The sequence below is a fragment of the Trueperella sp. LYQ143 genome, from assembly GCF_046599595.1.
Taxonomy (GTDB): Bacteria; Actinomycetota; Actinomycetes; order Actinomycetales; family Actinomycetaceae; genus Trueperella.
Genome location: NZ_JBKIWR010000002.1, coordinates 193421 through 216404 on the forward strand (window position 1 = coordinate 193421; position 22984 = coordinate 216404).

A 22984-nucleotide genomic window follows, 5' to 3' on the forward strand; every position below is an offset into this window, starting at 1 on the left:
TGTTATGCGACGGATTAGGTCTAGCTATCACTATCGTGTAGCTATCACTATCGTGTAGCTGTCGCTATCGTGCTGGTGCATTCGTTCGATTGTTGGGCTGGGAGACGGGATGAACTGAGCGATGGCGCGCGTGAGTAAGCAATACCCGTCTTTGCCAGCAATAGGCGTGAAAATGATATTGCGGGAGCGCAGGCGTCCTGGGTGAATTCAGTTCTTTGCATTCAGGCAGCCGCAGCAATCCCTTTCTGGGCTTCTGGGTTTCTCAGTTTCTCACCGTGATGAGTGAGTGGGGAATATCGCACGGTTTTATTTTTCATCTGCCGGTAAGGACGTTAAGATTATCCGCGGACCCTTAGCTCAGTTGGTAGAGCAACGCGTTTACACCGCGTGTGTCATCGGTTCGAGTCCGGTAGGGTCCACGATACGCCCGTATCTTCCGTGATAATCAGGGGATACGGGATTTTTATATCTGCTCAAACATGGTTTTGCGGCTTTTGCTCTTCGTTCCTCGCCTCTCGTCGTTTAGGCTATTGCCATGATTACTGTGGGTGACGTTATTGAAGTCATGGAGCGAACCTATCCACCGTCGTTTGCGCAGGATTGGGATCGGGTCGGGCTAGTTGTCGGCGATCGCAGCGATCCTGTTGAGCTGATTGGTTTTGCTGTTGATCCATGCCAAGCGGTGGTAGATGAAGCAATTTATCGCGGTGCTCAGATGATTATTACCCATCATCCGCTATTTTTACGAGGAGTTTCCTCGATTGCGACGGACCATGCCAAGGGCGTGTGGGTTCACCAGATGATACGCAATCAGGTGGCATTATTTGCTGCTCATACGAACGTTGATAGTGCCGCTACTGGATCAGCGGTGGCATTGGCAGAGCTGCTTGGTTTACGCGATACCGTCCCGCTTGAATCCCTTAATGAACATTCCGATCTTGGTTTGGGGCGAGTTGGCCGATTGCCAGTGACGATGACAGTCCGTGAATTGGCACTGCGCTTGAAAGCACTGATTCCCACTACTCCGGCTGGCATTCTGATTGGCGGTGACCCACAGAAAATTGTTTCTCGGGTGGCGTTATCTCCAGGATCCGGAGATTCCTTCTTAGCTACTGCTCAGGCGGCAGGGGCAGATGTGTATATCACTGCCGATTTACGGCATCATCCAGCGACGGATCATTTATGGGATGGTGGCTGCCCGCTTATTGGGCTGACGCATTTTGCCTCAGAGTGGCCGGTGCTGCCTCGCATGAGAGCTGCTGTGGAAAGCGAATTGGATGTGCGAACGTATATCTCCACGATTGTTACTGATCCGTGGGAAGAGCGCTGCTAATTCATAGCTGAACGATGACGGTTACTGGCGTACGTGACATTAGCCCTAGAGACTAATGAACGTTGCTATCTATAAAGGACGTGCTAGCACAGGAGGATGATCGTGGTTCGAGCACCCCGAGCAGATCAATTGCAATTGTTGACAATCGTTGAGGAAGATCGAGAAATAAACCACCTGACCTCACGCATTGAAAAACATCCGTTGCGTGCTGAGCTTGGTCAGACGATGAATGAGATTGCTCGAAGCGCGCGCAATATCCAAAGCGCTCAAGAAGAATTAGCGGCAGCTCAATCCGATTTAGCTGCCGCCAGTGAGCACACTGCTCGTCGGGCACAGACCCTTGCGAAAAAGAACTCACAGTTAGATGCCGGTATCGGGATGGATTCGCGTGAGCTGTTAGCCTTACAGGCGGAAATAGCAACGAACCAGGCGCTCCTTGATGAGGCAAATGAAGCAGAGTTTACTGCCTGGGAGCGCGTCGAACAGATCGAAGCTGAGATCGCGCAGATGCAGCAAGAGATGGCAAGATTCCAGGATGTGCTATTGCGAGGGCGGAGTCGCTTGGAAGATGAGGTTGCGCAGTTAACGGATGAGCTGGACGATATTCGTAGCAAACGGGATCGTCACCTCGCTGAGCTAGATCCTGCATTGCAAGAAGCATATGCCCAAGCGGTAGCCCGCGGTGGCTTGGCTGTGATTGCAGTGCATCCGAATGGGGATACTTCTGGTGGGATTCAGCTATCGCCCATTGAGATGGAGAAGATTAAATCTGCAGATCCAGAGGAGATTTACTTCTCAGAAGATTACGAGTGCATCGTTATCTTGCTGGAGGCGTAGCACAGTACGCGGCGTTATACTGAAATACAGTTGGTTGGGTGGTCGCGGCACTACGGTGCTGAGGAACGTCCGGGCTCCACGGAACACGGTGGTGGGTAACGCCCACTCGGAGTGATCCGCAGGAAAGTGCCACAGAAAGTAAACCGCCGCAAGGTAAGGGTGAAAGGGTGAGGTAAGAGCTCACCGCGTATCGGGTGACCGATACGGCACGGTAAACCCCACCGGGAGCAAGACCAAGTAGCGCGCTATGAAAGTTCCGTTCGCGTGCGGGTTGGTTGCTAGAGCCTAATGGCAACATTAGGTCGAGATGGATGGCCACCACTGGAGGCGTAATCTGCGTTTCAGTACAGAACCCGGCGTATAGATCAACTCCCTGTGGCCCGCGTTGCGGGCCACAGGCGTATTCACTTTGATCTATCGTGGCAGCGCCCGTCGTATTGTGTTATCTGCGTGCCTCTTCATAGGCGACGCGAGCAGCCCCGATAACACCTGCAGCATTGCGTAATTTTGCGGGCACGATTGGGGTATCCAACGGAATCAGAGGAAGAAACTTCTTATGATGTTTCGATATTCCGCCGCCAACGATGAATAAATCGGGGGAGAACAACATATTGATATGAGAAAACACCTGAGTTAACCGCTCGGCCCACTGCTCAAAACTCAATCCCTCCTGGGTGTAGACCGCGGAGGAAGCAAAACGCTCTGCGGTGATGCCGTTATCCAAGATGAGATGCCCGAGCTCAGTGTTAGGAATAAGCCGCCGTTGGCGTACCAGAGCCGAGCCAATGCCGGTGCCTAAGGTCAGCATAATGACGGTGCCCCGATGCCCATGTGCCGCGCCATAGCGTACCTCGGCGTAACCGGCAGCGTCGGCATCGTTGAGGACGAAAATGGGGCGATCTACCTTTTGACGGATAATAGAAGCCACATGCTGACCGCGCCATTCTTGGGATAGGTTTGCCATGAAAGGAACGACTCCTGCCACAATAGGCGCAGGAAAGGAAATGCCGACGGGCAAATCTGCCGGAGCTTCTAGCAGATCAATAATTTCTCGGATAACTCCGGCAATCTGGAGCGGAGAACCGTTTTCTGGAGTGGGAATACGGTAGCGCTCAGTAATGAACTTTCCGCGTTTAACATCGACCAGTGCGCCTTTAATCCCTGATCCGCCAACGTCAATACCGATTGCGCAAGGGTGTGATTTCGTCATATTTCCTCCAGGAGACGGGCTGCTTTTAAGAACGCTGGGCAGCAACTGGGGCACACTTTACCAGCGCTGAATAACAGATGTTAGGCATCTGAGGGCAATGCCGGCGAACGTTGCCCGTGGCTAGGCAACGTGAGGATTTCCGCGCCGTTCTCCCGAACCACAATAGTGTGCTCCCATTGAGCGCTACGAGTCCGGTCGGCAGTGACGACGGTCCAATCGTCATCCCATTGTTCCCAGGCGATACCTCCGAGAGTGAGCATGGGTTCTATAGTGAATACCATGCCCTCTGTGATGACGTCATCGTATCGAGGCGCAGCGTCATAATGGGGAACGATTAAACCGGAGTGGAATGCCTCTCCAACCCCGTGACCAGTGAAATCTTCTACTACGCCGTATCCAAAACGGTGGGCGTAGGACTGAATAACTCGACCGATAACATTCAATGCCCGCCCTGGCTTAACAGCCGCAATTCCGCGCATCATTGCGGTATAGGTGCGCTCGCAAAGCAGGCGAGATTCTTCATCGACGTGCCCGACGTAAAACATGGCATTTGTATCACCGTGCACGCCATCTACGTATGCGGTGACGTCAAGGTTCACGATGTCACCTTCCACTAAGGGGCGATTATCGGGAATACCGTGGCAGATAACTTCATTAATAGAGGTACAAATGGATTTGGGGAATCCCATGTATCCCAAGCAGGACGGATATGCGCCCTGTGCGATGAGGTATTCATGGGCGATAGCGTCAAGTTCGTCCGTAGTAATGCCCGGGCGAACGGCTGCGCCAGCATGATAGAGGGCGTCAGCGGCAATGCGACTGGCCCGTCGGATCTTTTCAATAGTTTGCTCAGATTTGATCTCGCGAGCAGTAACGATCTCTGGCCCGTCGTGGAAGAGATATTCAGGGCGAGCAATATCTCCGGGAACTGAACGAATAGCGGATATTTGACCAGGGCGAAGCGTCCCGCGGGGTGCACGTGTTCCTTGCATAGGATTCAGTGTAGTCGGCGCTGTGGAACAGACCAACATAGCCCCTCGTCATACGAAGCAGCTAGCTTCGGTGTAGTGCTGCTGGTCTTTTCGCGTGTCGAGTAATCTTGATAGCAGCAAAACAGAAAGTAGCATACGCATGGCTACTGTGGAATGTGTGCAGATCCAGCGTCCTAGGAATACGTCTGCCGCCACGTTTATGATGGAATATTGGAAGGAGCAGGCAACTGTGCGAGGTATGTGCGGACGGAGGCTGGTATGACAGCACAATCATCTTCGTCATCGCGGTATTGGTTTAATATCCGTACCGGAGAGGTTGCTAGTTCTGATACGCCACTGTGGTCAGCTCTTGAATGCATGGGGCCATATCCGAGCGCTGCTGCGGCCCGAGACGCCTATCTGATTTCCACAGCACGCAATATGTGTGCCGATTATGCCGAAGAGGAATGGCAGCATCGGGACGATGATGAATTTGATAGAGAACAACGTCGGTGGGAACGCAACTGGTAAGAAACCGATACGAGGCAAGAACAAGATAAAAAGGGGAGTATTGTGCGTCTGATTTTGGTTCGCCACGGCCAGACCTATCAGAATGTTGCCAAGACGATTGATACGGTGCATCCAGGGTCGGTATTGACGGAAGAGGGCTGGCAACAAGCCAATGACGTGGTCAACGATCTGGTGGCATTAGCTCCGCAGTCCATTTGGGCATCGACCTTGACTCGTACCCAGCAGACGGCAACCCCGTTGGCAACGCGATTGGGTATGGAGATTAACGTCCGTGCCGGATTGCGCGAGGTTGAAGCGGGCACCTTAGAAGGGGCACACACCCAAGCCGGTTATGACGCATATACGGCGGTGACGCACTCGTGGATTGCCGGCAGACTCGATCAGGTGATGGGAGATAATCCTGAGGTAGATGGGCTGCGTACCTTGGGGCGTTTCGATGCGGTTGTGCGGGAAATTGAGGAGCGCGCAGAAGAGTGCGCAGTCATTTTTACTCACGGAACGATGATGAAGACCTGGGCTGGTGCTCGATGTACTGGCGTGGATCGCCGGCATTGGGGGGAACCAATGAAAAACACGGGAATAATTGTTGCTGAGGGCGATCTGGACAGCGGCTATCAGGCAGTGTCGTGGATGGGCCAGCGCATTGCGGGGCGGTCAGAGGCATAATACGCCGAAAGGTAGAGATAGCCCGTCTAACATAGGCGAATATCTGTTGGGAAAATAGGCGCATGTGGATGGTGGTTTTTCGGCGTGCTGCCTGTTATCTAATATGAGTGTGCATTGTTCCGCGGTGGCGCGTTATTAAATATACGGAACATTCGGGCCAATAGGCGTCAGCTATGGCATAGTCCTATATCCCTCAAAAAGGTATAGCTTCTCGAGGAGGGAAGAGAAGAAAGGGAAGTCAGGAGTAGAATAGCTCGCCGAGAAGTTTCCACTGGGCGGCTATATGCGTAATGCCAATTGGTAGCTATCTTTGGGCAGTGGGTGATTTGTGTTGCAAGCGTTAGTCATCGTCATTCTGGCGAGCTACTAGCTGATTCTCCCGTCATTCTGCTTCGGGACGGGAGGACGAGGAAAAGAAAAAAATAACCACAGATAGCGGCATCGATAGCAAAAGGGAATGACGAAACATCTTGCAAAACCCCTGCGCCAATACACCCCAACTGATAAAAAGACCTACACGTAATACTTGTAACGGGAAGGCGTCTGGCTATTTTTGTTCATCGGGTGGTGGAAATGTACATGGGCGCAACCATGCACATATCTGCATTGGTTGCGCCCACATTTACGCTGATGCGCCGTCAGTTCTAGCGACCGCGCAGCGCCCTACGATCTGGACGGGCGTTATATGGATCAATGCCCTTGGGAATCGGCAGTGAATTCGTTGGAATCGCCTTCATCCGGGCAGTCACTGCGGCAACTTCCTGATGGGTAATCTGCTTAGGTAGTTTGCGCAGATGCCGTTCCAATTTAATGAGCGGAACTTGGTCTTCCTCATTGCCGGTTTTGACGACGACAACCGGAGCTGAAGGTGCAACACGTTTGATTGCTTGGCGTTCTTCGTTGATAAGACGATTGACACGGGCGGAGGGACCTTCAGAAATAAGGACAATACCGGGGCGCCCAATTGCACGGAAGATCATGTCTTGAGTCCGGACATTGAAACGAACCGGCTGTTCTTCGACTACCCAACCGCGCTTAATATTTGACAAGACTGCTCCTGAGGCGCCAGGTACTCCGTCAATTTGCCGGAATGAGGCACGCTTAACGAGCTGGATGAGCACGGATAAGGTGAAAGTAACACCGAGGATGATTCCAAGGATGCTCCAAATAATCCACCGACCGGTAGCGAAACCAGCGGGGAGCAGCACAATGATGCCGAGAGCAAATGCCCCTAGGAGAGCCCAAGGAGTCCATGAGAAGGTCTTTTTTGAGATTCGGTAGGCATCACCGAGATAGGAATACCACCGCTTCTTCTTGGGCTTATTTTTCTTATCTTTCGCCATTTCCTGTACTTCCTCGTTTAGGGGACGCTTAGAGTTTAGTGGATCTACCGCCCGCTCTCAACGGCGACAGCACGCAGATGGTGCTCATCGTATCGACCAAAGCTGAGAGCAACCAGCATCATAGCCAGACCAAAGCCAGCGGCCATCATGAAACCCAAGGAAAGATGACTCTCTAAAGCCTTGCCAATTAACGTATTCGCTGTAGCTACTCCTAAAACATTGGCAGAGACGATCGCAGTATTAGCTACGCCGTCGCCGCCACGCGGTGCCCATTGCCCAGCGAGGGTGAAAATAGCAACGCCGACCGGCCCAATAAATAATCCAGCAATGAATAAGAAGACAGCGAGCAGTGCTACATGATGTGCGCATACGCATAAGAGTGCGCCACCGGCGAGGCCGATTCCTCCCATCCAGATGCGAGTCACATGACTCATGCGGGCAGGTAGCCCAACGGCGAGCAGTGCAGTGATCGCAGCCGAGAGCCCCATTGCTGAATAGATAAGACCGCCCATAACGGCGATCCCATGATCTTTAGCAAAGGCGGTGACGGAGGTCTGCATTGCTCCGAAAAACATGCCCATGCACCACATGGTGATAAAGGGAGTGCGGATCCGGCGCATAATGCGCGCAAAGGATGGCGTATGTGTAGCCGAAATAGCTGGTGGTAGTGCAAAACGTGATAACGCAAAAGGAATTACACATGTTGCGACGAGAAGTGCCGAAATAACCAGGGGAGCTGCAGGATGGATCGCGGCAGCTAGAATGCCGACGGCTGCTGGGCCGAGAACGAAAACCAGTTCGTCGTTAACTGTTTCCCATGACATGGCGGCAGGTAACTGATGAGAGCTGGCCAGGGGATACCAGCGAACGCGGGTAAGCGGGCCGATTGGGCACGTCGATACCCCAATAAGAGCGGATAATCCTACGAGAACGGCGCTAGGAGCATTGGCGCGCGTTGCCATAACGAGGGAAAGTAACGCAATAACATTGATGGGAGCAATAGCCAACAGGGGGCGCCGCTGCCCATAACGATCTGTGAGGCGGCCAATTAATACATTCCCCACGGCATTAGAAATCGCTAGCGCGGCGGAACAGTAGGCTGCGATTTCAACGGAGTCGGTAGCGTTGACGATAAGCGTCAAAACCCCAATGATAATCATGGAAATGGGGAGACGACCGAAGAACGAGATCACCATATGCCATATTCCAACCAGGCGGGGTAACTCACGGTAACCAGCCATTACGCTGTTGCTCATGCAGTTCATCCTTTCGGGAGAGACGGAGCCGTCTGGCTGGCGTGGTGTGTCCCGACGAGATCTCCGGTATGAGTAAGACCTCGGGGTGCGACCATATGTTGTGTTCACTGTGGCACGGCACTACTCGCAGGTAAGCGGTTGCCAACCTGCACATAGGAAGAGACGTTGAATTCTCAAGACGCTCCGATGAAGAAAGTGGACTCTCCCTATACCCGGATGGGGTGGTGACCAGAGGCTGCATACTCACATTCCGTATTTATGCCTAAGCAAGTATGAGCCGATAGCTACCTAAACGCAAGCAAAACGGTTAGATGAGTGGTGTGGTGTCGGCAATGCCTGCTCCCACAGGGTGTTGTTTTTCGCGAGTATTGATCGTGTTGATGGCGAAAATCCTGCTGATTGGCTGTGGGGTCTGAAGTGTGCATATCGAAATATCCCGAAGCTGAAATGTGTTGAGCGAGATAAAAGCGCGAAAGAAATGATGGGAGAAAAGGAATGCAGAAAAGGAATGACGAAGAATCCGCAGGGGAGGGGAAAAAGACAGGCGAGCAATGTGAAAGCCTGGGGGGGGAGAGAGAGAAGAGATACGCCGAGCGCTAGCAAGACGTGTAGGTGGCGATACGAGGAGAACACAGAGTCGGAGTGGGGGGAGAGAGAAGGAAAAAGACGGAAAGAAACATCAAGAAAGAAAAGCGCAAAACAAAATAAAACGATACCTAAAGAAACTGTGTGGGGCGGTAGCAAAACTACCGCCCCACCGTCAGAGAAGTACCCGTTTAACGAGTTATTCGCTAGAGAACGTCGCTTGCGAAATCTCCCTCTTCTAGCCGCAACTTCACGTCACGCAGATAGCGAGAAGCCGCAGCTCCATCAATGATCCGGTGATCGTAGGAGATACACAGGTAGCATTTAGAACGGATAGAGATGACGTCGTTTCCGTCTGCGTCCTTTACGACACCAGGGGCAGTGAAAATAGCACCCGTGCCGAGAATGGCGACATTCGGCTGATTAATAATCGGGGTATCCATGATGGCTCCGGCCGAACCCGTATTGGTGATGGTAAAGGTTGATCCGGTTAACTCATCAGGCTTGATCTTTCCATCGCGGGTGCGGCCAGCAAGATCAGAAATCTGCTTGGCAATACCAGCAATATTCAAATCCCCACAGTTCTTGATAACCGGGACGAATAAGCCACGCTCGGTATCAACCGCAATGCCGACATGCTCGACATCGTGGTAGACGATCTCATTATCTTCGACGGAGGAGTTAATAATGGGATGAGCCTTGAGAGCTTCCGTCGCTGCTTGCACGAAGAACGGCAGATACGTCAGTTTGACGCCTTCGCGCGCCTGGAAGGAATCCTTGGCTTTCGCGCGCAAAGCAACGAGTCGGGTGACATCAACTTCCATGATGGTGGTCAATTGAGCGGAAACCGCCAAAGAATTGACCATGTGCGCGGCGATTGCCTTACGCACGCCGGTCATCTTTTGGCGAGTGCCACGCAATTGTGCAGAGGCTTCAGCCTTCTGGGCAATTTGCGACTTTGCGGTGGCGGCGGAAACGCCAGCCGTTGAGGGCACGGGAGCCTGGGCGGGTGCACCTGCCGGAGTGGCGGGGCTAGCAGCCGGAACGCTTGGCTGGGCAGCGAGAGCCTGGGCGGCCTGTGCAGCGGCTTCTACATCCTCGCGGCGGATACGCCCACCGACGCCCGTGCCAGTCACCGTTGCCAAGTCAACACCGCGCTCTTTAGCGAGCTTGCGCACGATAGGCGTGACGTAAGCAGACTTACCATCTGGTGCAGATGCTGGGGGTACAGGAACCGGCGCAGCAGGAGCAGCAGGAGCTGGTGGGATCGGCGCAGGCGAAACAGGGGCAGGAGCAGGAGCGGTGTGCGCAGGAGCCGGTGCTGGCTCGGCTGGTACCGGCTGAGGTTCGACCTGATCGACTGCTGGTGCACTCGCGGCCGGATCATCGGCGCTGGCAGATACCTTGCCGCCAATAATGGCGAGTACCGAGCCAACGCTGACAGTTTCATCTTCCTGAACGCGAATTTCGCTGAGAACGCCGGAAGCTGGCGCAGGAACTTCGGTATCGACTTTGTCCGTCGATACTTCCAAAATAGGCTCGTCAACCTCGACGTGATCGCCGACCTGCTTGAGCCACGTCGTTACCGTGCCTTCGTTGACAGACTCACCCAGAGCCGGCATGGTGACTTCGACGCCCGTGCCGCTTTCCTCAGGTGCTGACGCGGGGGCAGGATCATTGGCTGGTGCTGGTGCCTCGGGAGCTGGAGCAGGTTGTGACTCAGCGGCAGGTGCGGCTTCAGATGTGGTATCCGAGCCAGCGGAGGAGCCATCTCCGATATAACCCAGGACCGTGCCCACTGCAACGGTTTCATCTTCTTGGACTTCAATGCTCTCCAGCACCCCAGAAATCGGCGCAGGAACTTCGGTATCGACTTTGTCCGTCGATACTTCCAAAATAGGCTCGTCAACCTCGACGTGATCGCCGACCTGCTTGAGCCACGTCGTTACCGTGCCTTCGTTGACAGACTCGCCCAGTGCGGGCATCTTGATTGCTTCAGACATTAACGCATTACTCCTGTGTTAGTTGTGGGTGTGAAGCGGCTTGCCAGCGAGGGCGAGGAGTGCTTCTCCGATAGATTCATTTTGAGTGGGGTGAGCGTGGATTAGACCGTCGAAATCCTCGGGGAATGCTTCCCAGGCGGTCATAAGCATGCCTTCACCGACGTGCTCACCCATGCGCGCGCCAATAGCATGGAAACCAACAATTGGCCCGTCTTTCTCTCGAACGATTTTAACGAAACCTTGCGTGCCAAGCATTTGGGATTTGCCGTTACCCGCCAGGTTGAATTCGGCGGTTTCGACGTTCTCTTTCCCGTACTTTTCCTCAGCTTTTTCTTGCGTCAGCCCGACGGAAGCGATCTCTGGATTGCAGAAGGTGACTTTCGGAATGAGATTTTCGTCGATAACCTTCGGGTTAAGCCCAGCAATTTCTTCTGCCACAAACAGACCTTGTAGGAAGCCACGGTGAGCGAGCTGAACGCCGGGAACAATATCTCCTACGGCATAGATATTACCGACGCCGGTGTGTAGCCGTTCGTTGGTGATAACGAAACCGCGATCAATCGTGATGCCCTGTTCTTCGTATCCCAGGTTTGCCGTAGACGGACCACGCCCGATAGCGATGAGGAGATATTCTGCGTCATACTGTTTGCCATCTTGGGTGAATACGTGGACGCCTGATTCGTCTTCCTCGACCCGATCGAACATGGTCTTGGTCTTGAATGCGATCTTGCGCTTACGGAACTGGCGCTCAAGCATCTTCGAGATCGCGGCGTCTTCATTGGGAACGAGGCGATCCAGACCTTCGATAATGGTGACCTGCGCGCCATAGGAAGCCCATACGGAAGCAAACTCACATCCGATAACGCCGCCGCCCAGGACGACCACTGAATTGGGGACGACATCCATAGATAGCGCTTTTTCTGAGGTGATGACCCGATTAGTGATCCGCTGGCCAATCGTCTTGGAATACGATCCGGTTGCTAGGACGATATTCTTTCCAGTGATGTGCTGACCGCCGACCTCGACAGTATTCGGCCCAACCAGGCGACCCCAGCCGGTAATAGTGTCAATTCCGCGGCCGTCAATGAGCCCAGTGAGCCCCTTATACATCTTGTCGATGACGGAATTCTTGTAGGAATTTAACGCGGTCATATCAATGCCGTCGAAGCTGCCCTTGACTCCGATTGACGCAGACTCGCGCATTTCATCGGCAACCTCTGCGGCGTGCAGGAGAGCTTTCGTCGGGATACAGCCACGGTGTAAACATGTGCCGCCGACCTTGTCACCTTCGATGAGGGCCACAGATAGGCCTAATTGTGCACCTCGCATAGCACAGGCGTAGCCGCCTGAGCCGGCGCCGAGGATCACGACATCGTATTCCTTGGTTTCAGTCACTTACCTCTCCCTTGAGAATCGTCGGTGCTGGCATTGCCAGTGTCTTCCCTGTAATTATTCCACTTCATGATCGAGAATGTGCAATGAGTACTCTGGGAGCGTGAACCTGGTTGCCTATTGATCGCGTATGATCGCCGTGTGGGTATCTTTTCGCGTAATGGGTCTAGCAGTGGCGGTATGTCGCAACGGCGCGCCAAAAATGAGACGTATGCTCATCTTGAGCAGTTTGCCGCCTCGCGCACTGGGGTAGAAGCATATTTTGAGGCGCAGACCTCACGAGAACCAGCGACGGTTGTGTTTGTTGCCACTGACGGGGAGTGGACACGCCGTAAAGTCCCTAATCTCGATCAGGCGGTGAAATTGACGAATCGTTTAGGAATCCCACTCTTTGATGTGGCACGGACTGGCTATCCGCAGTCGATGCGGCAGTGGTCGGCGCGTCAGCAGGCTAATCGCGGCTAGTGTTAGCGCAATGGTAAGTGGGGGGGGGGTTATACCTCTGCGCCACTTCTGAATATTTGCGGGCGGATTTTACTAGCGATTTAGTTAGTGCTCTGACAATTTAGTTTCGTGGCTGCGTGGCACGCCACTTTAGTAGGTAGTAAGTCGAGTAAATGGCTAGTAAAAACCAAACAATAGAGCTACTTAGTAAAGCATTTACTAAAACCAGCGCGTATAGATTTGCGGAAAGACGAAGAGCGCAGCACTGAGAAGCGAGTGAGAACGCGCGTTACGATGGCATATCGCGGCGATAAACCGAGGCAAACCGTAGATAGAGAGTCGCAGTTTAGCTGTAGGAAACGAGTGAGTATTGGACTGTGGAAAGTTCATACCGTGTTTCAGGCACTTAGGGTTAGGGCTAGAAAATGGCAGCGCCCGCGCCCGCAGAAAAGCCGTATAAAACTCAGAAAAGTATCGAAAGCTTGGAGCGGATCCTCGTTTGTTCATCAGCCGCTTGATTGGTAGTGAATTAAGCGTTGATAGCCGTATGGGGTGTGGTATATCAACCACACCCCACAGGAGCTACTAAATCGTCAGTGCCAGATAGATAATTCAGCAGATAATGCTGCTCGATTCCTGCGGGCGGGGGAGCATGCCCCCCCCGCCTCAACCCGCACCACGGCAAACGAACGAGCGTTACCGGCTCTCCACCGCCCGAAGAAGGGTGCGAAGCATGACGCCAGTTGCTCCCTTCGGCGTCGATCCATACGCGCAGCCACGATTAAAGGACGGACCAGCTATATCGACATGCGCCCACGCCGGGCAATCGACGAATTCTTTGAGGAACAATCCCGCGGCAAGCATACCGCCGTAACGGGAACCCGCATTGCGAATATCAGCAACATCGGAATCCAAGTTCTTACGCAGATGTGTTGGCAGGGGCATATGCCATGCCGATTCGCCAGCTTCTGCCGCCAATGTACACAGGCGTTGAGGGAGATCATCCGTCCCCATAATGCCGGTGACGCGCTCGCCCAATGCGACCATCTGAGCACCCGTTAACGTTGCAATATCAATAATCCGATCAGGCTTCTCGGCACTGGCCATCAGTAGACCGTCGGCCAGAACAAGGCGACCTTCTGCGTCGGTGTTATTAATCTCAACGGAGGTTCCGTTGCGGTAAATGATGACGTCATCGGGGTGCCCAGCGATTCCGGAGATCATATTCTCCGCACAACACATCCATCCGACGACGTGAACTGGCAGCTCCAAGCGGGCTGCCACGATGACCGTTTGGAGGACGGTGGCTGCACCGGCCATATCAGTTTTCATTTCAACCATTGCCTGTGCGGGTTTGAGAGAATATCCGCCAGTATCGAACGTGATTCCCTTACCAACTAAGGCAGTCGTTGACTGGGCGTCAGGATGGCGATACTCAACCCGCACTAAACACGGGCGATTCTTTGATCCTCGCCCCACGTGGATAATGCCTGCTGCACCGATCTCAGCGAGATCTTTGCCCTGGTAGATACGGACGTCACAGCCAGCAGCACTGGCTTCCTCGTCAGCGATTTGTGCCAGCGTCTCGGGTACCAGATGATTCGGAGCCATATTGACCAGATCACGAACCCGATTGGTTGCCTCGCTGACGATCTCCGCACGGCGCAGCGCGTCTTCATCGGTACTGTCGATAACGAGCGTGCCTAGTGGGGTCTCTTTGGCCTCCTTGTATTCGGTAAAGACGTAGGAGCCGAGCAGGATTCCCTCAATAGCAGCAGGAAGATCGGCAATATCAGAAGCCAGAACCAGTCGATCTAAACCTCGTGCGGCACGCGCAACACTGCCAAAGAGGCTTCGCGTTGGATCTTCACCATCTGTGGCGTCATCAGCAGCGGCAATTGCGACAATAACGCGGTAGCTCGGATTAGCAGGGTTAGCTAGTGTCGTGACACTGCGAGCATTCAGCGTATGCAATGCGGTAAGGAGCTGAGAACAAAACGTCTCATCGGTGATTTTAGTGTCGAGGGTGATTTCTTCATCTTGGCGTTGCGCACAGATAAGAAGATGAGTATTGAGATCCTGGGAAAATGATTCACGAATAATATTGACCATCCTCCCAGTATAGGGCTGCTCGGTATGTGACTGCTCAATGCGCAGTCACCAGCAGGTACATCGAGGTATGCTATCGCGCATGTAGCTACGATATTGAGCGGCGATTGCGGTATCGAGCACTATTGAGATCTCCATGAGGTATTCCCATATCGCAGTCGCGATAATATCTACGTAGGCTGAGAGCCGATGGCCAATTGCGGGGTATTCCGTCAGAAAATACCTCACCGGCAGGTATTGGCGCTGGCTTCTCAGCTCTAGCGGGTCTAGGCTGTGAGAGCGAGTAACGCAGAACGCAGTAAGGATTGGGACGACACAAGGAGCAAAGGTGGCACACGAGCAACGACGGCTGACTGATGACCGCAGCCGCTCTCGCGGATGGCCCTGGATTTTTATTGTGCTTTTGTGTTTTGCCGCAGTGGTATTTGCTTGGCGCGCCATTATCGCCATAACAACTCAGGTACACCTTGGTCATTACGCGATTGCCGCAACATCATGCGTTGTTGCTCTCGCCTGGATCGGCGGTTGTATGGGGACTTTGCACAATGGTCGCAGAATGCGGATATGTGCTTTTGCGTGTTGGGTTGCCAACTTGTTGCTAGCGATCCTTGGTCTTGCAATTCCACAGGTGTTCGATCCGTCTAATCCGGCGTATGTAGCCGGAAAGAGTTATGTTTTTCTTCCTACCTGTGCCATTGTCCTAGTGTTGATATGGCATATCTGGTCGCAGCCGGCGGCAATGGCAGCTCGGCAAAGCGAGGAATCGCAACGTCGGAGGTAAATAATTATGGGTCTGTATCGTCTTGTTTTTGATCGTGTTATTACTCGTATTGATCCCGAACAGGCCCATCACATAGCGATGCGGGCGATTTCTGCCTTTGGAAAGACCCCGATTCTTCCTGGCCTTGCTCGGCGTGTGGTATTTTCTGCCGGTCGAGTCTTGCCGTATCACGTCTGCCATATTGGTCGCGTCGTTCCCAATATTGTCGGTATTGCTGCCGGATTAGATAAAAACGCGGAGGCTGTGCTCGGGCTAGATGCACTAGGTTTTGGTTTTATCGAGGTGGGGACGATTACTCCGCGCCCGCAACCTGGTAACGATAAGCCACGGTTGTGGCGTCATCTGGAAGACCGCACAATCCGAAACCGCATGGGATTCAATAACGATGGGGTAGACGCTGCAGTTATCCAATTGCGTGCGCTGCGAGAGCACCGACGCGGTAAAGACGTGGTGGTCGGGGTCAATATCGGGAAAAACAAATGGGTGACGCCCGAACAAGCCCCTCAAGATTATGCGATTTGCGCCCATAAACTTGCTCCCTATGCTGACTATCTGGTGATTAACGTCTCCTCGCCAAATACGCCAGGCTTACGGGATTTGCAGGCGGTTAGTTCGTTGACGGAGATTATCCGCGCTGTGCGTGACCATGCTGGCACAACGCCAGTTCTTGTTAAGATCGCCCCAGATTTAGCTGACGAAGACATTCGTGAGATATGTGAGTTAGTTCGTCGGGAGAAGATTGCAGGGGTGGTGGCTGCTAACACCACGATCGGGCATGATCGCGGTGAGGGCGGGCTCTCTGGCCCGATTCTGTTGGACCGCACCGTTGATATTGTGGAGATAGTTCGCGCCGAATTGGGTCAGCAAGCGCTCATCATTGGGGTAGGCGGTATTTCTAGTGTTGCTGACGCCCGGCGGGTGCTCGATGCGGGAGCGGATCTTGTGCAGATCTATACCAGTTTCATTTATTACGGGCCGTGGCTTGTTCGTAGTCTCGCCCGCGGATTGCGCCGACGCTAAGCCGGCATTTTGCTGTCAGTAACTAGGTGCTAGCGCTGGCTCTTAAGTTGCTTTTTGCGATTAGCGGCTCAGCTATCGCACGCGGCGCGAAGATATCTGTATCTTTTCTCTTCTTACCGCAACCAGGTGAGGAGCAAGTGGAGAAGCTGAGGTGAAAGGGCGTGAAGCCGTTGCCCTGCAGCGGCGAAATACCTGTTAGGGATGGTGGTGCTCCCGCATAGAAACGGGAGGTACGGCTGTACGTCGCTGGCGCCCAAATGCCGGATAACGCGGGAAAAGAACTGATCGCGCAGGCTGTATATTTCAGCATTGCGCGATCAACAGGTTACATAGGTACGAGGGGCAGGGAGCTATTAGCCCTAGCTCTTTAGCTTTCAGCAGCTAAACCCCAAATAATTCTGATAACTCCTCAGATATATCTCGGTATCTTTAGCGGCGCTTGAAGAATCCCAAACCGCGCCGACCATTGCGGCGAGCCTGCCGCGCGGCTTTAACGTCCTGACGCGATGAGCCTTTAGGGAACTCTCCCCGCTTGACCTGCGGAACCGGGAGCCGCCAGCGTCGGACATAGAAACAACGCCCGAGCATTTGCATGAAGAATCCTCGGGGGAGGCTGCCAAAGTGATATTCCGCGAGCATTTTCGTCTTACGCGCCAAATAAACGGCGTAGACCATCATGGCAATGAACAAGGCGTAGATGACCCAGATGACGGGAATAAATACCCGTGGCCAGCGGTACTGCAAAAACATGACCGGAATAAGCAGCAGAGCGAGCGGCATGAACATGGATGAGTAAGGGCCTGTCGCGTCGATATAATTTCGCGCCCACGCCCGCTCGCGCCCTTGATGCTGCGGTGGCATATTGCGCTCATCACCAGTGCGCATTGCTTCTTGCTGTTTGTGGTACAGCTCATTGGATCGGGCGCGTTGCTCGGCTCGTACCGCGCGTTTTTCGCTGCGGGACATTGAGCTGGTATCAGCAATGAGGGGGCGGCGTCGGGCAGCTTGAACATCCTTACGGCGCGGGGTGGGGGCGCCTTTTGCGGGGGTGTATCCCTTGGGAAGCGGAGCTTCTTGCTGGGAATCATGGGGCTGCTGCGACTGTGTCTGCTTCTTGAATCCGAACACGCTTATCCTTATATGCCTCGAGATATTTCACTCAGTTATCGTGTCCAGTGTAGTCGGCTTAGTCATGAAACGCGTCTCGTAGCGCGGTTAAACGCACCACGAAGCGCTATCGCGGTATCGTGGAGGCATGAATTATCAGGATGTGAAAAACGCAGTAGACCAATCCATGCCGCAAAATATTGCAGATTTGACTGAACTCGTTGCGATTCCGTCGGTATCTGCTGATTCCTTCGATCAGGCGCATTTGAAGACCTCGGCACAGTGGATTGCTCAACGTGCGCAGGCGCTGGGCCTAGATACGCAGATTATCGAATTGAATACTCCGTCGGGGTTAACTGGGCGGCCAGCTATTTTGGCTCGACGTCCAGCAGAACCTGGTAAACCGACGATTATGCTCTACGCTCATCACGATGTACAGCCGCAAGGTGATGAATCGCTGTGGAATACGGATCCTTTTACCGCAACTGAACGTGATGGACGCCTATACGGGCGGGGTGCTGCCGACGATAAGGCTGGCGTTATTGCACATTTGGCGGCAATTGCTGCAGCAAAGCCTGGAGTTGGAATTACTCTGTTTATTGAAGGGGAAGAAGAAATTGGATCCCCGACATTCCGTGATTTTCTGCGGCAATACCAGGAGGAATTAGCCGCCGACGTCATTATCGTTGCTGATTCGAACAATTGGGCGGTAGGAACGCCTGCACTGACCACCTCTTTGCGGGGAGTGACGCAAGTAGAGGTTGAATTGCGCGTATTAGACCACGCCTTACATTCTGGGATGTACGGTGGCCCGATTCTCGATGCGGTGACTCTCGCCTCCCGCCTCATCGCCACTTTGCACGATGACAACGGCGATGTTGCAATTGACGGGCTCTTAGCGCGAGATGAGACGGATGTTGACTACCCGGAGGCACAATTGCGAGCCGATGCGGGAGTTCTGGACGGCGTAGAACTTGCCGGTACTGGATCGTTGACCTCACGTTTGTGGACGAAGCCTGCTCTTGCAGTCACCGCGATGGACGTTACTCCAGTGGATCTGGTATCGAACACTATTATCCCCGCCACTCGTTTTATTCTCTCCCTGCGGGTATGCCCAGGGCAGGATTCAGCAGAAGCCGCACAGGCACTGTGCCGTCATTTGGAGGCACACGTTCCGTTCGGTGCGCAGTTGAATATCACGATTAACGAGTGCGGTCCTGCTTTTGAAGCACCGGATTCAACGCCGGCGGCAGAGGCTATGCGCTGGGCGTTGCGGGAAGCCTGGGGATGTGACAGTGTGGATATTGGAGTTGGCGGCTCCATTCCTTTTGTTGCAGATCTATGTGAGGTATTCCCACAGGCACAAATCCTTGTCACAGGGATTGAGGATCCAGACTCGCGGGCACATTCGGCTAATGAATCGCTCCATCTTGGAGATTGGCGTCATGCAATTGTTGCCGAAGCATTGCTGTTAACCCGTCTAGGGGAATAAATGTGGGTTGCCCTTGCTGGCGCCGCATTACCCGGAATTTCTGCGCGAGACGTTGCTAGCCAGGCACGGGCTGCCTGGCTAGCAGCCCGCCCGACGGATGAGGTTAGTGCTTTTCCCGTCAGTGATGGACTATATCTCGCTGAGCTGGGATCGGGTGTAGAAGATGTTATCCGCACCCGTCATCCCCACGCACACCGACGTCTTTTAGCTGATGGTGGTGACGCGGGAGGTGTTCCAGTATGGCAGTGGGATGATGAAGCCAGTATTGATCTGAGCGAGAGATACGCGTGGGATGGCGATCCAGGGAGGCTCGCTGGCTCTACTCATTTCCTTGGTCAACTCTGCAACGAACTCATCGATAGCGGGACGACAGGGATAACTATCCATTTGCCGCGTGTGATCTCTACCAGCGATCTTGGAATGGGGATGGTCTGTGCCTTAGCCGGTGTGGATGATGAAGATATGGGCAGTATCCTGCCGGTAAACGGGGAGGGGTGTGAACCATCCTTGCTCGTGCAGCAGTGTGACCGCTATGCGAGTATTCCCGCACAACAGTTGCGAGAGTTGTATGCTCAGGCACGGCGTTGCTTAGGGGATACTCGAATAGGTTTTACATATCCGGATGAACTATCCTTACGCGGATTAACCGGAATGGCCCGCACCTGGCATCAGGGTGGATACCCTGGGAAGCTAGCTCAAGAATGTGAACGTCATATTGGTCGCTGGTTTCATCATTTGCAGCAGGCCGAATCCTCTCGTCACATACTCGGAGTCGGCTTGGATGATCGAGTGGCGTATTCCGGGGTGGCTGGCGGTCTAGCGATGAGCTTATTGGCCTTGGGGGCTTTCGCTCGTCCGATTGGGGCATGGTCCATCTCGGATTCTCCTGTAAATGCGGATCTTGTTATATACGTGGGGTATCGTCTGGGATTAAAGGTTCCCAGCACTTTAACGGCTCTCGCGCAGCGATGCGAAGATGAGGGGAATCCGCTAGTTGGGGTATTCGAACATGCCGATGTACGCCGAGGTGAGCTGCCGCGGTTAGGGCTGTGTGGAATGTACGAGTTGCCTGGTGAGGGTGCTCTTGCGTTTCAGGGGGTATCGCATACAGATTCCCTGCAATTAGAACATAGGCAGATGGTCATGCGCCTCCAGCAGGCAATAGGCCGCGTTGCCCGAACATGGGGGTGGTGATTGTGGTGCGCACGGTGTTAGTAATCCAGTAATCCAGTAATCCAGTAATCCAGTAATCCGCGGTAACGTGCGTAAATCTGGAAGAAAGAGCGCCCGCGCTGGCGGATCGTCAGAGCATCTCAGTGATCTTCAATGCGCTCAGAGCTCAGATATTTCGCATAGCTAATTCTTGCCGGTAGGCTGGGGTAGTACACACGATTTGGAGGTAGAAATGAGCGAAACGGTCGATCCGACGACGCACGGAGTCATGCTGACTGAAGGTGCTGCTCAGAAAGTGAAATCGCTGTTGGAACAGGAAGGGCGTGACGATCTGCGGTTGCGCGTGGCGGTTCAACCGGGTGGATGCTCAGGCCTGATGTATCAGTTGTATTTTGATGAGCGCATGCTAGACGGGGATCTCATCCGAGATTTTGATGGGGTTGAGGTTATCGTTGATCGGATGTCGGCTCCGTATCTTGATGGGGCAACCATTGATTTCGCGGATTCGATTGAGCGTTATGGCTTCACGATTGATAATCCGCAGGCTGCTGGTACCTGTGCGTGTGGCGAATCATTCCACTGAGATAATGAACGAATCACGCTAGGTTCGTGATGGTCAATGAGGAGTTATCTTATGCGTAAATTTGCCAGTGTTTTGGCCGTGTGCGCGGTCTTTGGGCTAGCCGCTTGTGGGGATTCGCAACCGTCCGAATCGCAAGAACCTGCGGGAGCATCATCGAATACGTCAACGACGCAGGCGTCTCCTGAGCAGATGCCGAAGCTTGATACCTCTGGCAGTACTCCAGTGTTGGATTTCCCTAAAACTCCTGCTCCGGCGGGATTGCAGGTTTCTGTTCTGGAGAGCGGAAGCGGTCGCGAGATTGAGAGCGGCGACGTCGTTGTGGCGCATTACGTCGGGCAAGTATGGGGCGAAAAGACTCCTTTTGATTCCTCGTTCTCGCGGGGTGCGCCGACGTCATTTTCTTTACAGCAGGTGATTGCTGGGTGGACTCAGGGGTTATCCGGGCAAAAAGTTGGCTCGAAAGTCATTCTCTCTATTCCACCAGAGCTGGGGTATGGCCCAAGCGGAGGGCAACCTGCCGCAGGAATCGGCGAAAAAGATACGATTGCTTTCTACGTTGAGCTACTTGATGCCTACGGGATGAATCAAGCCGGTGATGCTGACGCGACCTTGCAGGTTAATCCGGCAGATTTGCCAGTACAGATCAACGGAAACCTTGGCGAGCCGATTACGGTTTCGGTCAAGAGCGGTGCGGCACAGCCTAGTGGCGAGCCGGTGGTTCGTGTCATTTCTCGGGGTTCTGGTCAGCCGGTTGGCGGTCATGGCACGGAGATGTATATCCAGTATGCAATGTCGTTGTGGGATAACGCCCTTAATGAGGCGACGTATGGTTCTTCGGGGCCAAAGCCCATTAAGATCGGTTCAGGTCTTATCTTTGATGCCCTTGAGAACATCCCAGTTGGCTCGCGTGTCTTGATTGAAGTTCCAGCTTCAGAAGGCGGCGATAAGAAGGCAGCACCAGCCTATGCCGTAGTGGTCGATATTCTCGGTCAGATTCCGAATGGAGCGGGAGCGAGCCACTAAAATAGGTGAGGATCGACCAAAATATTAGGTAGTCGCAGTAGCGATATGCCCTTTGACCAACACCAAAAGTGGGGTTGTGTGAGCAGATAGCTCACACAACCCCACAACTATATACGTGCCAATATTTGCGCTGCGCGTTCAACTTCCGCCGTGGTATATGGGTGGCCACACAGCGATTGTGCACGCATAGCCGATTAGCGGACTACGCGGTAGAACGCGGCTTAACCTCAGACCAGTTCGGTGCCACGAGCATGGGTAAACCGAGCGCTGACGTCCTCCCAATTGACAACATTCCACACTGCCTTGACATAGTCTGCCTTGACATTGAGGTAATCGAGATAGAAAGCGTGCTCCCACATATCAAGCATGAATACGGGGATAGAACCCACGGGTACGTTGCTCTGCTGATCGAATAACTGGTAGGTCGTCAAAGACTGGGAGATTGTGTCATAAGCAAGCACTGCCCAGCCAGATCCCTGGATACCAGTTGCCACAGCGGTGAACTGCTTTTGGAAAGCGTCGAAAGATCCGAACGCATCCTCAATCGCTTCTAATAGTTCACCTGTCGGGGCGCCGCCGCCGTTCGGGCTAAGATTCTTCCAAAAAACCGTGTGGTTTGTGTGACCACCGACGTTGAACGCAAGATCTTTTTCGTATTGGTTGACCGCAGCAAAGTCATTCGCCTCTCGGGCTTTTGCTAGATTGTCAAGGGCTTTATTTGCCCCGTCAACGTAGGCCTGATGATGCTTTGAATGATGTAGCTCCATGATCTTGGCCGAGATGTGTGGCTCCAAGGCGTCGTAGCTGTAATCGAGTTCCGGAAGCGTGTAAACCATAGCGGCTCCTTTTAGTTTTACGGTGTGCAATCACGGTAATCACACGTATCTATCCAGTATTACGGACTTTGACCTGGACGCAAGGGTGTTCCGCAGAACTTGGCGTATAGCGAAAATGCTCGCTGATCAGTCAAAGGGATGTGTCATACGGGTAACGAGGTGCTATTTCTGGGGATATTTCCGCGAAAGATGACGTATTTGGGCGGCCTATGGGATTTTGGGAACGACCCGTGAAGCATGGAGATGATGAGAAGGCATAAAAGTCGGTAGTATAGGTGTGTTCAATCCC

Annotated in this window: 20 protein-coding genes, 1 tRNA gene and 1 other RNA gene; 13 read left to right on the forward strand and 9 right to left on the reverse strand. The window is 53.4% G+C overall.

What is annotated here, in order from left to right:
- Positions 1 to 346 precede the first annotated feature (346 nt).
- The 4 genes from ACLHIL_RS01835 to rnpB all read left to right on the forward strand — a co-directional run bounded on the left by ACLHIL_RS01835 (position 347) and on the right by rnpB (position 2547).
- A tRNA-Val gene (locus ACLHIL_RS01835) sits at positions 347 to 419 on the forward strand.
- Between the two features lie 116 nt (positions 420 to 535).
- On the forward strand, positions 536 to 1333 hold the full coding sequence (locus ACLHIL_RS01840; protein ID WP_411296224.1) for a Nif3-like dinuclear metal center hexameric protein: 798 nt from the start codon (positions 536 to 538) through the stop codon (positions 1331 to 1333).
- Between the two features lie 102 nt (positions 1334 to 1435).
- On the forward strand, positions 1436 to 2170 hold the full coding sequence (locus ACLHIL_RS01845) for a zinc ribbon domain-containing protein (RefSeq protein WP_411296225.1): 735 nt from the start codon (positions 1436 to 1438) through the stop codon (positions 2168 to 2170).
- A 26-nt stretch (positions 2171 to 2196) separates the two neighbouring features.
- Positions 2197 to 2547: RNase P RNA component class A (rnpB, locus tag ACLHIL_RS01850), an RNA gene on the forward strand.
- A gap of 65 nt (positions 2548 to 2612) precedes the next feature.
- Here rnpB and ppgK read toward each other — a convergent pair.
- Positions 2613 to 3380: a polyphosphate--glucose phosphotransferase gene (gene ppgK, locus ACLHIL_RS01855; RefSeq protein ID WP_411296226.1), complete on the reverse strand. Its 768-nt coding sequence runs from the start codon at positions 3378 to 3380 to the stop codon at positions 2613 to 2615.
- A gap of 80 nt (positions 3381 to 3460) precedes the next feature.
- Entirely contained in the window at positions 3461 to 4372 is a 912-nt protein-coding gene (map, locus tag ACLHIL_RS01860; protein WP_411296227.1) for a type I methionyl aminopeptidase, read from the reverse strand.
- Between the two features lie 258 nt (positions 4373 to 4630).
- Between map and ACLHIL_RS01865 the strand changes: the two genes are divergently transcribed.
- Positions 4631 to 4882 (forward strand): hypothetical protein, encoded by a 252-nt coding sequence (locus ACLHIL_RS01865; RefSeq protein WP_411296228.1) that lies wholly within the window; start codon positions 4631 to 4633, stop codon positions 4880 to 4882.
- Positions 4883 to 4924: 42 nt separating this feature from the next.
- Positions 4925 to 5548, forward strand: a complete 624-nt coding sequence (locus ACLHIL_RS01870; protein ID WP_411296229.1) for a histidine phosphatase family protein — start codon at positions 4925 to 4927, stop codon at positions 5546 to 5548.
- Between the two features lie 644 nt (positions 5549 to 6192).
- Here the strand turns inward: ACLHIL_RS01870 and ACLHIL_RS01875 are convergent.
- The 4 genes from ACLHIL_RS01875 to lpdA all read right to left on the reverse strand — a co-directional run bounded on the left by ACLHIL_RS01875 (position 6193) and on the right by lpdA (position 12130).
- Positions 6193 to 6891, reverse strand: coding sequence for a DUF4191 domain-containing protein (locus ACLHIL_RS01875; protein WP_411296230.1), 699 nt, complete (start codon positions 6889 to 6891; stop codon positions 6193 to 6195).
- Between the two features lie 44 nt (positions 6892 to 6935).
- Positions 6936 to 8147, reverse strand: a complete 1212-nt coding sequence (locus ACLHIL_RS01880) for an MFS transporter (RefSeq protein ID WP_411296231.1) — start codon at positions 8145 to 8147, stop codon at positions 6936 to 6938.
- Between the two features lie 791 nt (positions 8148 to 8938).
- Positions 8939 to 10735, reverse strand: a complete 1797-nt coding sequence (sucB, locus tag ACLHIL_RS01885; RefSeq protein ID WP_411296233.1) for a 2-oxoglutarate dehydrogenase, E2 component, dihydrolipoamide succinyltransferase — start codon at positions 10733 to 10735, stop codon at positions 8939 to 8941.
- 18 nt (positions 10736 to 10753) lie between these two features.
- A complete protein-coding gene (gene lpdA / locus ACLHIL_RS01890) occupies positions 10754 to 12130 on the reverse strand; it encodes a dihydrolipoyl dehydrogenase (protein WP_411296235.1) in 1377 nt (458 codons plus the stop codon).
- Positions 12131 to 12268: 138 nt separating this feature from the next.
- Here lpdA and ACLHIL_RS01895 point away from each other — a divergent pair, with 138 nt between their 5' ends.
- Positions 12269 to 12592, forward strand: a complete 324-nt coding sequence (locus tag ACLHIL_RS01895) for an oxidoreductase (protein ID WP_411296237.1) — start codon at positions 12269 to 12271, stop codon at positions 12590 to 12592.
- A 675-nt stretch (positions 12593 to 13267) separates the two neighbouring features.
- Here ACLHIL_RS01895 and ACLHIL_RS01900 read toward each other — a convergent pair.
- Positions 13268 to 14683 (reverse strand): leucyl aminopeptidase, encoded by a 1416-nt coding sequence (locus ACLHIL_RS01900; RefSeq protein ID WP_411296238.1) that lies wholly within the window; start codon positions 14681 to 14683, stop codon positions 13268 to 13270.
- A gap of 325 nt (positions 14684 to 15008) precedes the next feature.
- On the opposite strand from ACLHIL_RS01900, the gene ACLHIL_RS01905 reads away from it, so the two are divergent.
- Both ACLHIL_RS01905 and ACLHIL_RS01910 read left to right on the forward strand, forming a co-directional pair.
- Positions 15009 to 15461, forward strand: coding sequence for a hypothetical protein (locus tag ACLHIL_RS01905; RefSeq protein WP_411296239.1), 453 nt, complete (start codon positions 15009 to 15011; stop codon positions 15459 to 15461).
- Positions 15462 to 15467: 6 nt separating this feature from the next.
- Positions 15468 to 16481 carry a quinone-dependent dihydroorotate dehydrogenase gene (locus tag ACLHIL_RS01910; protein ID WP_411296240.1) on the forward strand — a complete coding sequence of 338 codons (1014 nt, stop codon included), beginning with the start codon at positions 15468 to 15470 and terminating at the stop codon, positions 16479 to 16481.
- 429 nt (positions 16482 to 16910) lie between these two features.
- On the opposite strand, the gene ACLHIL_RS01915 is transcribed toward ACLHIL_RS01910, so the two are convergent.
- On the reverse strand, positions 16911 to 17609 hold the full coding sequence (locus ACLHIL_RS01915) for a DUF3043 domain-containing protein (RefSeq protein WP_411296241.1): 699 nt from the start codon (positions 17607 to 17609) through the stop codon (positions 16911 to 16913).
- Between the two features lie 127 nt (positions 17610 to 17736).
- Here ACLHIL_RS01915 and ACLHIL_RS01920 point away from each other — a divergent pair, with 127 nt between their 5' ends.
- From ACLHIL_RS01920 to ACLHIL_RS01935, 4 genes are all read left to right on the forward strand, one after another.
- Positions 17737 to 19080 (forward strand): dipeptidase, encoded by a 1344-nt coding sequence (locus tag ACLHIL_RS01920; protein WP_411296242.1) that lies wholly within the window; start codon positions 17737 to 17739, stop codon positions 19078 to 19080.
- Positions 19081 to 20274 carry a hypothetical protein gene (locus ACLHIL_RS01925; RefSeq protein ID WP_411296244.1) on the forward strand — a complete coding sequence of 398 codons (1194 nt, stop codon included), beginning with the start codon at positions 19081 to 19083 and terminating at the stop codon, positions 20272 to 20274.
- 211 nt (positions 20275 to 20485) lie between these two features.
- Entirely contained in the window at positions 20486 to 20836 is a 351-nt protein-coding gene (locus ACLHIL_RS01930) for a HesB/IscA family protein (RefSeq protein ID WP_411296245.1), read from the forward strand.
- A gap of 51 nt (positions 20837 to 20887) precedes the next feature.
- Entirely contained in the window at positions 20888 to 21859 is a 972-nt protein-coding gene (locus tag ACLHIL_RS01935; protein ID WP_411296246.1) for an FKBP-type peptidyl-prolyl cis-trans isomerase, read from the forward strand.
- Positions 21860 to 22086: 227 nt separating this feature from the next.
- Here the strand turns inward: ACLHIL_RS01935 and ACLHIL_RS01940 are convergent, their stop codons facing one another.
- A complete protein-coding gene (locus ACLHIL_RS01940) occupies positions 22087 to 22695 on the reverse strand; it encodes a superoxide dismutase (protein ID WP_411296247.1) in 609 nt (202 codons plus the stop codon).
- Between the last annotated feature and the right edge of the window lie 289 nt (positions 22696 to 22984).

What these genes read in the sequence shown, in the direction of transcription:
- ACLHIL_RS01935 (WP_411296246.1), top strand. Translation starts at nt 20,888, where the DNA reads ATGCGTAAATTTGCCAGTGTTTTGGCCGTGTGCGCGGTCTTTGGGCTA.
- ACLHIL_RS01940 (WP_411296247.1), bottom strand. Translation starts at nt 22,695, where the DNA reads ATGGTTTACACGCTTCCGGAACTCGATTACAGCTACGACGCCTTGGAG.
- sucB (WP_411296233.1), bottom strand. Translation starts at nt 10,735, where the DNA reads ATGTCTGAAGCAATCAAGATGCCCGCACTGGGCGAGTCTGTCAACGAA.
- ACLHIL_RS01865 (WP_411296228.1), top strand. Translation starts at nt 4,631, where the DNA reads ATGACAGCACAATCATCTTCGTCATCGCGGTATTGGTTTAATATCCGT.
- ACLHIL_RS01880 (WP_411296231.1), bottom strand. Translation starts at nt 8,147, where the DNA reads ATGAGCAACAGCGTAATGGCTGGTTACCGTGAGTTACCCCGCCTGGTT.
- ppgK (WP_411296226.1), bottom strand. Translation starts at nt 3,380, where the DNA reads ATGACGAAATCACACCCTTGCGCAATCGGTATTGACGTTGGCGGATCA.
- ACLHIL_RS01840 (WP_411296224.1), top strand. Translation starts at nt 536, where the DNA reads ATGATTACTGTGGGTGACGTTATTGAAGTCATGGAGCGAACCTATCCA.
- ACLHIL_RS01875 (WP_411296230.1), bottom strand. Translation starts at nt 6,891, where the DNA reads ATGGCGAAAGATAAGAAAAATAAGCCCAAGAAGAAGCGGTGGTATTCC.
- ACLHIL_RS01920 (WP_411296242.1), top strand. Translation starts at nt 17,737, where the DNA reads ATGAATTATCAGGATGTGAAAAACGCAGTAGACCAATCCATGCCGCAA.
- ACLHIL_RS01930 (WP_411296245.1), top strand. Translation starts at nt 20,486, where the DNA reads ATGAGCGAAACGGTCGATCCGACGACGCACGGAGTCATGCTGACTGAA.
- ACLHIL_RS01900 (WP_411296238.1), bottom strand. Translation starts at nt 14,683, where the DNA reads ATGGTCAATATTATTCGTGAATCATTTTCCCAGGATCTCAATACTCAT.
- ACLHIL_RS01910 (WP_411296240.1), top strand. Translation starts at nt 15,468, where the DNA reads ATGGGTCTGTATCGTCTTGTTTTTGATCGTGTTATTACTCGTATTGAT.
- ACLHIL_RS01925 (WP_411296244.1), top strand. Translation starts at nt 19,081, where the DNA reads ATGTGGGTTGCCCTTGCTGGCGCCGCATTACCCGGAATTTCTGCGCGA.
- map (WP_411296227.1), bottom strand. Translation starts at nt 4,372, where the DNA reads ATGCAAGGAACACGTGCACCCCGCGGGACGCTTCGCCCTGGTCAAATA.